Source organism: Actinoplanes campanulatus, from assembly GCF_014647795.1.
Taxonomy (GTDB): Bacteria; Actinomycetota; Actinomycetes; order Mycobacteriales; family Micromonosporaceae; genus Actinoplanes; species Actinoplanes campanulatus.
Genome location: NZ_BMPW01000003.1, coordinates 243,045 through 258,023, shown reverse-complemented (window position 1 = coordinate 258,023; position 14,979 = coordinate 243,045). Strand labels below are relative to the sequence as shown.

Annotated in this window: 12 protein-coding genes; 4 read left to right on the top strand and 8 right to left on the bottom strand. The window is 72.8% G+C overall.

Annotation, left to right across the window (positions count from 1 at the left end; genetic code table 11):
- Window position 1 precedes the first annotated feature (1 nt).
- The 8 genes from IEZ13_RS07995 to IEZ13_RS07960 form a co-directional block, all read right to left on the bottom strand.
- Window positions 2–1,990, bottom strand: a complete 1,989-nt coding sequence (locus IEZ13_RS07995; RefSeq protein ID WP_183219089.1) for a response regulator — start codon at window positions 1,988–1,990, stop codon at window positions 2–4.
- Window positions 1,987–3,048: a chemotaxis-specific protein-glutamate methyltransferase CheB gene (cheB, locus tag IEZ13_RS07990; protein ID WP_183219088.1), complete on the bottom strand. Its 1,062-nt coding sequence runs from the start codon at window positions 3,046–3,048 to the stop codon at window positions 1,987–1,989. Before cheB ends, IEZ13_RS07995 begins: the two co-directional genes overlap by 4 nt.
- Window positions 3,049–3,121: 73 nt before the next feature.
- Window positions 3,122–5,188 carry a hybrid sensor histidine kinase/response regulator gene (locus IEZ13_RS07985; RefSeq protein ID WP_183219087.1) on the bottom strand — a complete coding sequence of 689 codons (2,067 nt, stop codon included), beginning with the start codon at window positions 5,186–5,188 and terminating at the stop codon, window positions 3,122–3,124.
- Entirely contained in the window at window positions 5,188–6,657 is a 1,470-nt protein-coding gene (locus IEZ13_RS07980) for a methyl-accepting chemotaxis protein (RefSeq protein WP_183219086.1), read from the bottom strand. Before IEZ13_RS07980 ends, IEZ13_RS07985 begins: the two co-directional genes overlap by 1 nt.
- The gene (locus IEZ13_RS07975) at window positions 6,654–7,184 is read right to left on the bottom strand and encodes a chemotaxis protein CheW (protein WP_183219085.1); all 531 of its coding nucleotides are present in this window, start codon (window positions 7,182–7,184) and stop codon (window positions 6,654–6,656) included. The genes IEZ13_RS07980 and IEZ13_RS07975 overlap by 4 nt, the downstream gene beginning before the upstream one ends.
- The gene (locus IEZ13_RS07970; protein WP_183219084.1) at window positions 7,181–8,545 is read right to left on the bottom strand and encodes a CheR family methyltransferase; all 1,365 of its coding nucleotides are present in this window, start codon (window positions 8,543–8,545) and stop codon (window positions 7,181–7,183) included. Before IEZ13_RS07970 ends, IEZ13_RS07975 begins: the two co-directional genes overlap by 4 nt.
- The gene (locus tag IEZ13_RS07965; RefSeq protein WP_183219083.1) at window positions 8,542–9,036 is read right to left on the bottom strand and encodes a chemotaxis protein CheW; all 495 of its coding nucleotides are present in this window, start codon (window positions 9,034–9,036) and stop codon (window positions 8,542–8,544) included. Before IEZ13_RS07965 ends, IEZ13_RS07970 begins: the two co-directional genes overlap by 4 nt.
- 140 nt (window positions 9,037–9,176) lie before the next feature.
- Entirely contained in the window at window positions 9,177–9,542 is a 366-nt protein-coding gene (locus IEZ13_RS07960) for a hypothetical protein (protein ID WP_183219082.1), read from the bottom strand.
- Between the two features lie 300 nt (window positions 9,543–9,842).
- Here IEZ13_RS07960 and IEZ13_RS07955 point away from each other — a divergent pair, with 300 nt between their 5' ends.
- The 4 genes from IEZ13_RS07955 to IEZ13_RS07940 all read left to right on the top strand — a co-directional run bounded on the left by IEZ13_RS07955 (window position 9,843) and on the right by IEZ13_RS07940 (window position 14,765).
- Window positions 9,843–10,430, top strand: coding sequence for a CAP domain-containing protein (locus IEZ13_RS07955; protein ID WP_183219081.1), 588 nt, complete (start codon window positions 9,843–9,845; stop codon window positions 10,428–10,430).
- Window positions 10,431–10,585: 155 nt separating this feature from the next.
- Window positions 10,586–11,341: a L,D-transpeptidase family protein gene (locus IEZ13_RS07950; protein ID WP_229794540.1), complete on the top strand. Its 756-nt coding sequence runs from the start codon at window positions 10,586–10,588 to the stop codon at window positions 11,339–11,341.
- Between the two features lie 173 nt (window positions 11,342–11,514).
- Window positions 11,515–12,186 carry a hypothetical protein gene (locus IEZ13_RS07945; protein WP_183219079.1) on the top strand — a complete coding sequence of 224 codons (672 nt, stop codon included), beginning with the start codon at window positions 11,515–11,517 and terminating at the stop codon, window positions 12,184–12,186.
- The gene (locus IEZ13_RS07940; RefSeq protein ID WP_183219078.1) at window positions 12,183–14,765 is read left to right on the top strand and encodes an AAA family ATPase; all 2,583 of its coding nucleotides are present in this window, start codon (window positions 12,183–12,185) and stop codon (window positions 14,763–14,765) included. The genes IEZ13_RS07945 and IEZ13_RS07940 overlap by 4 nt, the downstream gene beginning before the upstream one ends.
- Window positions 14,766–14,979 lie beyond the last annotated feature (214 nt).

Sequence of the window (14,979 nt, the reverse complement as noted above, 5' to 3'; positions counted from 1 at the left end):
CTCAACCGGAGCGGCGCGAGGTCCCGTGCCGCTCCGGTCCCTCCTGGCCGGGGGCCGGGGGCAGCGTGAACCAGAAGGTCGCGCCCCGGCCCTCGCCGCCCTCCGCCCAGATCTCCCCGCCGTGCCGTTCCACCGCCCGGTGCACGGTGGTCAGCCCGATCCCGGTGCCCGGGAACTCACGGGCGTCGTGCAGCCGGGCGAACGGGCGGAACAGCTCACCGGCCTGCTCGGCCGGGAACCCGGCGCCGTTGTCGCGGACGAAGTAGCGGCCGTTCTCGCAACCCACCTCGACGAGCGGCCGCTCGACCTTGCGGCTGAACTTCACCGCGTTGGCGATCAGGTTCTCCAGGACCACCCGGATCAGGCCCTCGTCCGCGTCGGCGACCATCTCCTCGTACACCTGGAAGGTCACCCGCCGCTCCGGCTCCCGGGCCGTGACGTCACCGATCACCTGGCGTGCCGTGGCCGTCAGGTCGAACCGTCCCCGGCGCAGCTCGCCCCGGCTGGCCTGGGCCAGGATCAACAGCGACTCCACCAGGTCGGCCATCCGCAGCGCGGCCGAGTGGATGCGGGTCAGCCGGTGCCGGGTCCGCTCGCCGAGCGTCTCCTCCTCCTCTTCCAGCATGTGCTCGGCGAAACTGCTGATCACCTGCAACGGGCCGCGCAGGTCGTGGGAGACGGAGCCGGAGAACGCCTCCAGCTCCCGGTTGCGCCACTCCAGTTCCTCGACCAGCGCCGCCCGGGTCTCGGCGAGCTGCCGGGCCGCCCGCTCCTCGGCCGCGTCCAGCTCGCGGCGCATCAGCTCCTCGCGGATCCGGCGGGCCTCGTCGTGCGCCTGCTTGCGGCGGATCTGGGCCCGTACGTGCACCCGCAGCCCCTCCGGCACGTCGGCCTGCCGGACGTAGTCGTCGGCGCCCGCGGCCAGGCAGTCCAGCATCCGCTCGTCGTCACCGGTCATCACCAGCGGCGTGTCCCGGACGGTCGGCACCTCGCGCAGCCGGTGGCACGACTCCCGGGCCAGGTCCATGTCGTCGTCGAAGCCGAGCACGATGCAGTCCACCGGCTGGGCGGCGAGCAGCTCCAGGATGTCGTCGATGCCGGTGGCCCGGACGATGTCGTAGCCGTCGGCCCGCAGCGTGTCGGCCCACAGCTCCAGGTCGGCGCGGTCGGTGCTGACGATCAGCACCTTGCCCGGCCCGTGCATCGCGCCGAGCGCCCCGATCGGCAGCTGCTCGGCGCTCTGCCGCAGCACCGCGGACAGCTTCGCCAGCACCACCTTCAGGTCCTGCTGCTTGCGGATGAACGCGTCGGCGCCGGCGTCCAGCGCCTGCATCTCGGTGGCGTAGTCGTCGGCGGCGGTCATCAGCAGGCAGGGGGTGTCGCGCAGCGCCGGGTCGAGGCGGATCCGGCGGATCACCGTGGCGCCGTCCAGGTCCGGCATCACCCCGTCGACGATCACCGCGCTCGGCCGGCGGTCGGCGGCCGTCCGCAGGCCCTCCTCCCCGCCGGCCGCGGTCAGCACCGTGTACCCCTCCGGTTCGAGCAGCCCGCGCAGTTCCTCCCGGAACGTCATGCTGTCGTCGATCACCAGCACGGTGGTCCGGTCACCGTCGTGGTCCGGGAGGTCACCGAGCAACTGCCGGGTACGGGCGACCACGTACCCGGCGTCGTAGGGCTTGCCCACGTACTCGTCGGCGCCGGTGCGCAACCCGGCCAGCCGGTCGGCCACCTCGCTCGCGCTGGACAGCAGCATCGTCACCACACCGGAGCGGCCCGGCGTGTGCCGCAGTTCGGTGAGCAGCTCCAGACCGTCGGCGTCGGGCAGCATCACGTCCAGCACCGCCGCGTCGAACGGCGCCCCGGCGAACGCGAGCCGCGCCTCCGCCCCGGTGGCGCACAGGATGGTGGCGAACCCGTCCTCGGCGAACGCCTCGTGCAGGTCCATCCGTACGGTCAGGCTGTCGTCGACGATCAGCACGGTCGGGGTCATCGGCGCACCGCCGCGGGCAGGAGCTCACCGAGGCGGGCCGCCATCCGGCCGGGCGGCAGCACGTGCGCGGCCGCGCCGATCAGCGCCGCCTCCCGGGGCATGCCGTACACCGCGCAGCTGCCCTCGTCCTGGGCGAAGGTGACCGCGCCCCGGCCGCGCATCCGCAGCAGCCCGGCCGCGCCGTCCCGGCCCATCCCGGTGAGCAGGCAACCGGCCCCGCGCGGCCCGAACTCCTCGGCCACCGACTCGAACAGCACGTCCACCGACGGGCGGCAGGAGTGCCGGGGCGGCGCGGTGCTGAGCCGCAGTGTCCGGTCGCGGACCAGCAGGTGCCGGTCGGGCGGAGCGAGTAGCACCCGCCCGCCGAGCCCGCCGACAGCGGTGCCGTCGGCGGCGTACCGGATGTCGCGCCCGGTCTGCCCGGCCAGCCAGTCGGAGAAGGCGACCGCGAACTGCTCGCCGGCCGCGATGTGCTGCACGCAGAGCACCGGGACCCCGAACCCGGCGGGCAGCCCGCGCAGGAACTCGGTGAGCGCGGCGGGACCACCGGTGGAGGCGCCCACCGCGACCAGGGTGAGACCGCCGTGGGGACCGGGCGCGGGCGCCGGCGCCGGCGACGGCGGGGCGGCGACCCGGCCGTCCAGCCGGGCCCGGGGATGGGTGATCACCCGGATCCGGGAGACCAGGCGCAGGGTGGCCCGCAGCCGCAAGGGCCAGTCCGCGTCGGAGTCGTCGCCGCGCGGCTTCTCCATCACCTCGACCGCCCCGGCGGCCAGGGCGTTGTACGTGGTGAACAGCTCCTCCCGGTCGGCCGACGACACCACCAGGATCGGCGTCGGGCACTGCGCCATGATCTGCTCGGTGGCGGCCAGCCCGCTGATCCCGGGCAGCATCATGTCCATCGTGATCACGTCCGGGCGCAGCCGGGCGGTCATCTCCACGGCCCGCTCGCCGTCCGGGGCCTCGCCGACGATCTCCAGGTCCGGGTCCGCCGCGAGCGCCTCCCGCAGGTGGTGGCGCATGGTCAGGGAGTCGTCGACGATCAGCACCCGCGTCATGCCGCCACCTCCGCTTCGCTCCGGCGTCGGCATGCCTTCAGGACTGAGCTCGATGATTCGCTCGCAAGCTCGCTCATGACCGCACCACCAGCCGCTCGATGTGGCCCAGCAACCGCTCCTGGTCGAACTCGCCCTTCTCGACGTAGGCGCCGGCCCCGGCGTCCCGGCCGCGGTCCCGGTCGGCGGCGCTGGCCCGGGAGCTGACCAGGATCGCCGGTATCCCGGCCAGCCGCGGGTCGGCGCGGGTCCGCTCGACGAAGGTGAACCCGTCGATGCCGGGCATGTCGATGTCGGTGAGGAACAGGCCGTACCGGCGGGTGCGGGCCATCTCCAGGGCATCCTCCGCGGAGGCGGCCAGATCCACCTCGTACCCCGCCGACTCCAGGATGCTGCGCTCCAGCATCCGGGTGGTGAGGGAGTCGTCGACCACCAGGATCGGCAGCGGCGTGAGGACGGCCGTCGCCTGCGGGCGGGCTTCGGACAGGCGCCCGCCGGCCACCTCGGCGGCCAGGCCGTCCGGGTCCAGCACCAGGCGCGGATTGCCGTCGGCGTCGACCGTGACGCTGCCGACCGCCGGCGACGCCCGGGCCAGTTCCGGCAGCGGGCGGGCGACCAGGGCGGACGTTCCGGCCAGCCGGTCGACGCCGAGTGCGAACAGGCCACTCTCGCCCTTCACCACGACGGCCGCGCCGATGCCGACGGACTCGGGGGCGGCCGTGCCCGCGTACAGGGCCTCGGCCAGCGGCAGGAACGGGGCCGCGCTGCCGTCGTAGACGATCCGCCCGGTCACCGCGGCGGTGGCGGCGTCCTCGGCGGACAGCCGCACGCAGCCGCATACGACGTCCAGCGGCAGGGTGACCATCATGCCGCCGGCCGCCACGTTCAGGCCGGTCATGCTGAGCAGGACCAGCGGGATCGCCAGCTCCACCGATGCGCCGGCGCCCGGGGTGCTGCGTACCTTCACCTCGCCGCGCAGCCGGGTCGCCACCTCGCGGACCGCGTCCATGCCGATGGCCCGCCCGGCCACCTCGGTCACCGACGGCGAGGTGCTGATCCCGCCGCGCAGCACCAGGTCGAGCAGGCCGGCGTCGTCCGGCGGCCCGGCGCCGGACGGCAGCAGGCCCCGGTCCCGGGCGGTGTCGCGCAGCGCGCCCATGTCGAAGCCGCGCCCGTCGTCGAGGCACCGGAACACCGCGTGCCGGCCACGCCGCTCCACCTCGACGGTGACCGTCCCCTCGGCCGGTTTGCCCGCCGCCAGCCGCAGTGGCTCCGGTTCGATGCCGTGCACCACCGCGTTGCGCACCAGGTGCAGGAAGGCGCCGCTGACCGGGCCGAGCAGGTGCGCGCCCATCCGGACCCCGGCGCCCCGGGCCTCGAACCGGACCCGCTTGCCCTCGGCGTCGGCGGCGTCCCGGACCGCCCGGCGCATGGCGGTGAACATCGAACCGGCCGGCACCAGCCGCAGCCCTTCCGCCCTGGCCCGGACCTCGTCCAGCTCCCGCTGGATCTGATCGACCGCGTCGGTGAACCGGCGGCCGGCCGACCCCAGCTCCCCGGCCAGCCGCCCGGCCGCCGCCCGGGCCGTCGCCGGGGTGGTGCTACGGCCGACCCGCAACTGGTCGGCGAGCACCTCCGCGGACCGGTGCAGGCGCTCCACGGTGGCACAGCCGGTGCGCAGCGGGGCCATCCGGGCGGTGGTCTCCCCGATGGCGTCGAGCAGCTCGTCCAGGTCGGCGGTGGCCGCCCGCGGGTTCACCACCACCTCGGCCGGGGCCGGGGCCGGAGCCGGCTCGTCCGGCCCGGTGCCCACCGGCGGCTTCGGCGGGTCCTCGAGCTCCACCACCCGCGCGGTGATCTCGTCGTTGAGCCGCAGCAGCTCCCGCATCGCGTCGGCGGACGGCGGCACGTCCCCACCCCGGTACGGGATCAGCACCTCCTCGAAGGCGTGCGCGTGGTCGGCGATCTCCTTCTGCTTGACCACCCGGGCCGCGCCCTTGAGGGTGTGCGCCACCCGCAGCAGCCGCGCCACCGGTTCGGGACCGCCGCCCTGATCCAGGTCGAGGACACCGGCGCTGATCTGGTCGACCAGCTCCCGCGCCTCGATCCGGAAAAAGCGCAGCGGATCCCTGCCCTCGGCCATCAGTGGTGCCCGGTCCCGACGAGGTTCAGCAGGTCACCGGAGAGCGAGGAGAGGTGCGCCGCGGTCTGCTTGGTCTGCACGGCGCTCGTCTCGGTCTCCCGGGACACCCGGGCGGTCTCCGACGCGGCGACGTTGACCTGCTCCACCGCGGTGGTCTGCTGCTTGGTGGACAGCTCGATCTCGCGGGTGGCGTCGTTGGTGGTGGAGACCAGCCGCGCGATCTTCCGGAACGAGTCGGTGGCGTCGTCGAACTGCCGGGCCCCGGTGTCCACCGCCTTCGACCCGATCTCGGTGGCCATCACCGTGGTGTTGACCGCGCCGCGGACGTCCTCGATCAGCGCCCGGATCTCCTTGGCCGACGCCGCTGTCCGGTCCGCCAGCTTGCGGATCTCCTCGGCCACCACGGCGAACCGGCGGCCCCACTCGCCGGCGCCGCTGGCCTCGATGGTGGCGTTGATGGCCAGGATGTTGGTCTGTTCGGCCAGCTCCGACACCAGGTCCACGACCAGCCCGATCTGCTGCGACTTCTCGCCGAGCGCCAGCATGTGCTGGACGATCTGGTCGACCTGGGTGCGGATCGCGGTGATCGAGGCCCGGGTCTGGTCGATGGTGGCGTCCCCGGCGCGGGCCGCCGCCTCGGTCTCCTCGGCGATCTTGGAGACCCGCTGGGCGGTGTCCGCGATCTGGCGCGAGGTGATCAGCAGCTCGCTGATCGTCGTGGTGATCTCGTTCATCGCGCTGGCCTGGTCGCGGCCGCCGTTGACCTGCTGCGACGCGGCGGCCTCCAACTGGGCCGAGGAGCTCTGGATGTGCCCCACCGCGGTGCCCACCTCGCGGCGCAGTTCGCGGTTGAGCCGCAGGGCCACCAGCACGGCGCTGAGCGTGGTGAGCAGGCCCAACCCGACGATCAGCACGATGGCCTGTTCGGCCCGGTTCGACGCCGCCTCGCGGTCGTCGTCGACGGTCACCCGGACCCGCCCGGTCACGTCGGCGAGCGCGGCCTCGAGCTGCTTGCGGACCGGTACGACCAGGTTCTCGTTGAGCCGGGTGATGGCCGGGATGTCGGCGTTGGAGGCGCGGGCCCGCATCACCTCGGTGCTCGCCACCGCGTGCTGCTCGTCGAGGGCGGCGATCCGGTCCAGTGCCTGCCGGGTCGGCGTGTCGGTGACGTGGGCGCGCAGCTCGTCGAGGCGCTGCCGGAACTCCTGGTGGTTCTCCTCGGTGAGCCGGGCGTTATCGGCCGACGCGTCCAGCAGGTAGGCCCGGTAGTCCGCGATCCGCGCCTCCATGGTCCGGCTCAGGTTCTCCGCGCCGGCCAGGTCGTCGGTCGCCGCCACGATGGCGTCGTCCTTCGCGCTGACGACGAAGAGCAGGGCGACCACCGCGGTGGCGACCGAGAGCAGGGTGAGCAGGACGGTGATGACGACACCGACCGCCAGCTTGCCGCCGTACGTACGTCCGGCTGTCATCGGACCTCCTCGGGGACGGGCCGGTGCCCGGCCAGGCGGTGGACGAGCTCCCGGACGGCCGGCACGTCGACGATCGGCCGGTGGCCGTCCGGCAGCCGCACCATTTCGTGCAGGCAGCCGTCCTGGCCGCCGCCGTCGAAACCGTCGACCACGTCGGCGAACGGCACCCGCAGGTGCCGGTCGAGCTCATGGAAGGCGAGCGCCAGCGGCGGCGTGCCCTGCGCGAGCAGCAGCCAGCGGGGCCGCCGGGGGACCGGGTGACCGAGCAGCGCCGCCAGGTCGTACACCGGGACCACCGCGCCGGCGAACCCGGCCACCCCGAGCAGTCCCCGGACCGAGGTGGGCAGCGGCGTCACCGGCCGGTCCGGGTGCACCCCGGACGCCTCGGCGAGCCGCAGCGCGTACGGCCGGTCACCGGCGCTGACCGCGAGCAGCTCGACGGTCCCGCACTCGAGGACGCGGGCCGGCTCGGCGAACGACCGGTCGAACTCCTCCCGCAACCGGGTCACCCGGCCGGCCACCGTCATCCCCGCACCTCGCACGCCTCCAGCTCGGTACGGCACAGGGTGGTCAGCGTCAGCCGCCCGAACCCGCCGCCGAACAGCACGACCCGCTCCTCGTCCTCGTGGGGCAGCAGCTCCAGCGCCGCCGCCAGGTGCGCGGCCGCGCCCCGGTGGTCGCCGTGCCGCCGGGCCAGCAGTCCCATCCGCAGCCGGGGCATGGCGAATTCCGGATCCAGGTACGCCGCCAGCCGGTACTGCCCGGCCGCCTGATCCGCGCAGTCCAGCTCGTGGCAGACGCCGAGCAGGTGGTGCGCGTCCGGGTGCGGCCCGCCCACGTCGATCAGCCGGTGCGCGGTGTCCCGGGCCTCGGCGACCCGGCCGAGCTGGGCCAGCAGCACCCCGCGCAGCAGCATGTCGTCCGGCCCGAGCAGGTCGAGGGCCTCGGCGAAGCGGTCGTCGCGCAGCAGCCCGAGGGCCCGTGACCGGGTGCCGGCGGGCGCCGGACGGTCCGGCGGAGGTTCGCGGGCCGGGGCCGGCGCGGGTTCCGGCGCCGGTACGGGCGGGGCGGCGGTCTGCCGGCGGTAGTAGACGGTGCCGCCGTCGTGGCACAGCTCCAGGCCCTTCGGGTGGCTGCCGAGCGAGTCGGTGTGCCCGAGGAACAGGTAACCGCCGTCGGTCAGCGCCCGGGTCATCCGGCGCACCAGGCCGTCCGCGACCTCACCGGTCAGGTACATCAGCAGGTTGCGGCAGAAGATCACGTCGTAGCGGGCCGGGTGCCACAGCTGCGGGTCGTCGCCGGCCACGTTGTGCTCGACGAACCGCACCGTCGCCACGATGTCCGGGTGCACCCGGAACTCGTCGCCGGTCTCCCGGAACCAGCGCCGTCGTACCTCTTCGGGGGTGTCCCGCAGCGACCACGCGGAGTAGGTCGCGGCACGGGCCCGGTGCAGCATCTCCCGGTTGGCGTCGACGCCGACGACCGAGATGATCCAGTCCGGGGTGGGCCGGGCCGGCCAGGCCGTCATGGCCAGGGAGTACGCCTCCTCGCCGGACGAGCAGCCCACCGAGAACAGCCGCAGCACCCGCTGCCCGGCCCGCTTGCGGAGCAGCTCCGGCAGCACCGTGTCCCGCAGCACCCGGAACTGGTCGTCGTGCCGGAAGAAGTAGGTCTCGGTGATGCTCAGCGCCTGCGCCAGCTCGGCGATCTCCGCGGTCCAGCGCCGGCCGGCCAGCCGGTCCAGATACTCCCGGTCGGTCAGCCCGTGCGCCTTCGCCCGGGCGGCCAGCACGGCGGCGGTCTGCCCCGGGTCGTTGTCGGCGAACGTCCACCCCAGCCGCCTCTGCAACAGCTCCCGGAACCGGGTCAGCGACAGCGCCCCGATCATGGGACCGGCTCCGGAGCGTGCCCGGCGGCCTCCCACACCGCGTCCGGCACGGCACGAAAGCCGCGCAACAGCAGCAGCGGATCGGCGCCGATCGTGCCGACACCCGCGACCAGCGCCCGGGACACGCCGGTGAGCAGCGCCGACGGCCCCTCCGGCGGGGACACCCGGATCTCCTGGACGCCGAGTACCGGGCCGGTGGCGCAGGCGACCGGGCCCCGTCCGGCCCGCACCGCCACGTACCGCTCGATCCGGCCGTCGGCGCCGGTGAGCAGCCGGGTCACGTCGAGCACCGGCGCCGGCTCGCCGCGCAGGACGGTCAGGCCGCGCACGTAGGGCGGCGTTCCGGCGAGCGGCCGGGTCTCCAGCGGCCGCATGGTCTCGACGACCTCGTCCAGCGGCAGCGCGCAGAGGAGAGGCCCGGCCCGGCAGACCAGCGCGAGGACTCCGGCGTCCAGCGCCGGGGCCGTCGCATCGCCGTGCTGCCCTCCCACGGCTTCAGGCTAGCGAGGTTTTTGTGAGCTTCGCTCACCTTGCCAACCCTTTACAAGCATTTTTCCTGGTACGGGCGGGAGCAGCGTACTTCGGCCGGTCCCGGCGTGCGGCCGCCCTCCGTACGCCGGGACCGGCCTGCTCAGGCGCCGCCGTCCGGTTCGCGGAACCGCAGCGACAGCGGCTGGCTCCCGGCGGCGTGCCGTGGGGCGGAGTACCCGGACCAGGGCGCCCCGTCGTACCCCGCATCGTGGGCCGGCCCGTAGCCGGGCACCGGGCGCCCGGCTACCGGCAGGTCGGCCCGCTGGGCCGCGGTGATCCGCCGGGTTACCGCGTCGGCCAGCGGATCCGGCGCCGGGGCGGGCTGGTCGCGCGCCACCTCGGGCCAGCCCGCCGGGATCGGCCCGGCCACCGGTTCGGCCGCCGCCGGGGCCTGCCGGACCGGCTTCCAGCGCAGCCGGAGCAGCACCGCGGCGGCACGGAGCATGTCCAGGTATCGATTGCGCACCGCGAAACCGTAGCGACGCGGCAGGCCGGCCGGGACCCTCCGGGTGGTCGGCAACAACGCCTGAGCGGGTTACCCCGGTAGAAGGAAGAATGCCGGAATCCTGTGCGGCTGTGCGATGGATGTGCTCCCCGGTTCTCGGCGTCCGAGCAGCTCAGCGACGTTCCAGCGGGTCCCGGCGGGCTCCGGTGGCGCGCCGGGGCGCAAACGGCACAGTGACCGGTGATCGGCGACCGGAGTTGGTCATCCGGGCGAGCGCCCCGGAACGGCCGGAGCGCACGGAGACGAGGGGGTCGACGGGGTATGCGGAAACCTTCGGTGGTGCTCGGTGTGGGCACCTTGGCGCTGGTCGCGGGAGGGTTCGCCGCGCGGGCGCCGGTGTCCGTGCCCGCCGCCGTCTCGTACGGCGAGACGCTCACCGGGCGGGGCGCCGCCCCGGCCGGTGACCCGATCTCGGGGTCCCGGACGGTGGTCACCGCGGCGTCGGTCTCGTCCAGTCCGCAGGCCCCGGTGCAGCAGCAGGTTCTGGCGCTGGCCAACCAGCACCGGAGGGCCGCCGGCTGCGAGCCGCTCAGTCTGGACCGCCGGCTGATCGAGGCGGCCAACCGGCACGCCGCCGACATGGCCCGGCGCGGCTACTTCGACCACGAGTCACCGCGCGGCGTGATGGCCGGATCGCGGGTGACCGACGCGGGCTACGCGTGGAGCCGCTACGGGGAGAACATCGCCCGGGGGCAGGACAGCCCGTACCGGGTGGTGACCGACTGGATGGAGAGCCCCGGCCACCGGCGCAACATCCTGGACTGCCGCCTCGATCAGACGGGGGTGGGCCTGGCGCTGTCGTCCGGCGGGACCCCGTACTGGGTGCAGGAGCTCGCCACGCACCGTTGATGATCCGCTGACTCCCCGGAGCGGAGTTCGCCTCAAGCGGGCATGGCCGTGTGCCGATGGCATACCGGTTTCATGTCACCGTCCTTCCCCACAGGTCACCGGTGGGACGGCTGTGCTTCTATGTGCGGACACCACATCCCTGGGGAGGGATCAGATTGGCAACGAGACGGGTTTCCGCCCGCCTCACCGGGGCCGTTTTGGCGGCTCTGGTGGGTGGCGGTCTCGGCGCTGTCGCGCTGACGCCGGCGAGCGCCGGTGCGGCCGCGCCGGTGGCCGCGGCCGTGACCACGTCGGTGGTCACGAAGGCGGCTGCCGCGTCGTGCGCGACCGGCAAGTACCAGAAAAAGGTCGAGGGCTACCTCAAGCAGCTGGGCGGGTACGGCACGGTCACGGTCGACGGTAAGCAGTCCACCGCCGACTGTGCCGCGATCGTGAAGTTCCAGAAGCGGTTCGGTATCCAGCCGGCCAAGGGGCTCGCCGGCCCGACCACCTACGACGTCGCCAAGCGACTGGCGGCGACGAAGACGTCGGCCTGCAAGCCGAAGAAGAAGGGCATCACCTTCTGCGTCGATCTGACCAACCAGACGACGTGGGTGATGAAGAACGGGAAGCTGCACACCAAGCCGACCGTCACCCGTACCGGGTACGCGGGATACCGGACCCCGGCGGGCACCTTCTCGATCAACAAGCGGACGAAGAAGGAGTGGTCCGACCCGTACGAGGTGTGGCTGCCGTACTGGCAGCGCTTCATCGGCGGGCGGGGCTTCCACCAGACCACGACCTACATCCACGACAAGTGGCGCGGGTCGCACGGCTGCGTGAACCTGCTGCAGTCCGACGCGAAGCTGTACTACAGCATCGGCAAGATCGGTATGACGGTGAAGGTGTTCGGACGCCGTCCCGGCACCTGATCGGAGTCCGAACCGTGGAACGGGCCGCTTCCTCAGGGAGCGGCCCGTTTCTGCGGTGGCCTGGGCGGATCCGCCTGATCTTGCGGATGGAGCTGAATCCCGAATAGCGTTTTCGTAACAATTTCGGGGGACACTGCGGGGACGGACTCACCCGTCAGGCAGTGGAGCCGCCCATGCTGAAACGAGCGACCTCTCTTCCAGCGGCGGCCGTCGCCGCTCTGACCCTTTTCGCCGGGTGTGGCGCCTCCGAGTTCACCTACGTGAAGAACTCGGGCGAGCAGACCTACTTCAAGGTGCCGCACGAGTGGCACGAGGTCGGCACCAAGTCGCTCGACGACGCGCTGACCGGGCTCAACTCCGACTCGGCCGCCGCGGGCCTGCGCCAGCGGCTGTGGTGGTCGGTCGCGTACGACGCCTCCGCGGACCCGAGCGCCGAGCACCTGATGACCGCCGGCGTCACCACCGAGCCGATCCTGTACGCGCGTGTCGCCCAGACCACCGAGGCGCAACGGGACACGATCTCGCTCGACATCCTGCGCAACTTCTTCCTCCCGGTCACCGAGGAGGCCCGCGACTCGGTCGCCCAGAGCACCTCCCTGACCGGGTTCGAACTGCTCCAGGACGAGGTGCTCACCCCGGAGAACGGGCTGCACGGGGTCCGCGTCGTCTACAACTACGACCTCGGGCTCGGCGTCCTGCACACCTTCGACCAGACCGCCCTGGTGAACAACGACGGCAGCAAGCTCTACCTGCTGCTGATCCGGTGCACCACGAGCTGCTACGCCGAGCGGTCCGGCGAACTCGACACGATCGCCACCTCCTTCACGGTGAGGAGTGACACATGACCGCGCCCGAGGGACTGCGCCCACCCGACGAGGGACCCGGCGAACAGGTCCGCCCCACCCGCAAGCGGCTGCCGTTCTGGGACCGGATCAAGTTCCTGCTGCTCTTCGTCGTGGTGTGGTTCGCCCTGGTCTGGGCGGCGATGGCGGACAACCCGATCCTGCCGTTCGAGGACGCGGTGCGCGAGCTCGCGGCCAGCGGCAAGGGCATCACCGTGATGGTGCTGTCCGGCATCGAGGTGCTGCGCCAGATCCACTTCCTGATCAGTGAGCACTCGGCCGGCTACCACCGGCTGTGGACCAGGGGCATCTTCGGCGGCTTCGAGCGGCTCACCCACCGGATGTTCTCCGACTGGACCCGGTTCCGGCTGGTCCGCATCTTCAAGTGGCTGCTCTTCATCAGCCTGGTGTCGCTGGTGCTCGCGTCCGTGCTGGACACCTCGCCGGCCCTCGCCCTCTTCGAGCTGCCCGCCCTGCTGTGGTCCGTCGCGCCGATGTTCCTCCAGGTCATCTTCATCCTGTTCATCGCGGTCGGCCAGTTCGTCGCGATCTTCTGGTTCCTGTCCCGGGGCGGCGTCGAGGTCTACTACCCGGACGACGTGAAGACCCGGTTCGCCGACGTGTGGGGCCAGGACCACGTGCTGGAACGCGTCAAGGAGAACATCGTCTACCTGGAGAACCCGGAGGCCATCGAGACCAAGGGCGGCTATGTGCCCGGCGGCATCCTGCTCTGGGGCCCGCCCGGCACCGGCAAGACGCTGATGGCCGAGGCGGTGGCCGGCGAGACCGGCAAGCCCTACGTGTTCGTCGACCCGGGCGCCTTCATCAACATGTTCTTCGGCGTCGGCGTGCTCAAGGTCAAGTCGCTCTTCCGCAAGCTGCGCAAACTCGCGCTCCGGTACGGCGGCGTGATCGTCTTCTTCGACGAGGCCGACTCACTCGGCAACCGCGGCGCCCTCGCCCAGGGCGGGCCCGGCTTCCCGCGCGGCGGCATGACCCCCGCGCCGTTCGCCGACGGCTGCCAGGGCTTCACCTACCTGTCCGGCGACTCGCGGCTGCTGCTCACCCGCGAGGCCATGCGGCACGACCTTCCGGAAACCCGCAAGACCAGGATGATGTACGGCGGGGGCATGGGCGGTGGCGGCGGCATGGGCACGCTGGAAGCCCTGCTCACCGAGCTGTCCGGGCTGAAGAAGCCACGCGGCTTCATCAACCGGCACGTCCGCCGGGCGCTCGGCATGCGGCCCAAGCCGCCACCCAAGTACCGGATCCTCGTCATGATGGCCACCAACCTGCCCGAGGCCCTCGACGAGGCGCTGCTGCGGCCCGGCCGGATCGACCGCATCTACAAGGTCGGCTACCCCACCAAGGCCGGCCGGGTGCGCACCTACCAGGGCTATCTGGACAAGGTGCAGCACGAGCTGACCGAGGAGCAGATCGACAAACTGGCCACGATCACCCCGTACGCGACCGGCGCCACCATCAAGGACACCGTCAACGAGGCGCTGATCACCGCCATCCGCCACGGCCGGGACACCATCACCTGGCGGGACATCATCCGCGCCAAGCAGCTCAAGGAACTCGGCCCGGCGGAGAACGTCGAGTACATCGAACGGGAACGGCACGCCGTCGCGGTGCACGAGGCCTGCCACGCCGTCATCGCCTACCGCACCCGGCACCACCTCGAGATCGACATCGCGACCATCGAGAAGGGCAGCGGCTACCTCGGCATGGTCGCCAGCATCCCGCCGGAGGACCAGTTCACCACCTGGCGCAGCCACTACGAGTCGGACATCTACGTGTCGCTCGCGTCGCTCGCCGGGGAACGGATGTTCTTCGACGGCGACAGCTCCTCCGGCGTCTCCGGCGACCTCGAGTCGGCGACCGCGGTGGCCACCCACATGGAGGGCGTCTGGGGCATGGGCTCCACCGTGTCGTCGTACTCCTACTCCAGCCGCCTCGGCACCGGCACCCCCGGCGGTCCCGGCAAGGGCGAGAAACCCGAGATCAGCGCCCGCCGCGCGCTGGCCGACCGGATCGAGGACAACCTCGGCGAGATGCTGCGGCGCACCGCCGCGCTGCTCGAGGAGAACCGGCGGGAGGTGCTCGCCCTGGCGCACGCCCTGGAGACGCACAAGACCCTGACCGGCGAGGACGTCATCGCCGTCCTGGAGGGCCGGCCGGGCCCGCTGATCGACGGTTCGGTCTACGCCGACGCCGAGTTCATCGCCGAGCTGGAGGAATACCACCGGGCCGCGCTCGCCGCACACCGCGACCACGGCGGGGTCCCCGTCGCGCTGCCGTCCCGGCCGGGCGCCGAACCCGTCCCGGAGCCGGTCGCCGCCCCGGAGCCCGCCGCGGTCCCGGCCGCCACCACCCCGGACCCGTCCATCTGGCGCCGCCCCGACCCGCCGTCCACCAACGGCGCCGCCCCGGATCCCGGTTCCCCGGACGAGCCTGCGTCGAACGGCGCGAGCCCGGCCGACGGCACAGCGCCGGAGAACGAGGCCGCGCCACCGTCCCCGCGCCCGGGCCACGGCGTCATCCCCACCCAGCGCGACCCGGACCGGGCGGACCCGTAAACGCGGCATGGGCGGGCCGGAGGCCCGTGCCTGTGTGCTTGCGACCCGCTCACGCCCGCAGCGGCCCAACGGCCCGGTGCGGGCAGACGATCGCCCCCCTGGACGATCGGGTGCGCGTAGCCCGTACGAGAGAAAGGTTTTGATATCTCGGGGAAAGCCGGTGGCGCGTTCTCGGCATAGAGTGGCCTCTGTGTCTCGCGCCCGCTCACGTGCC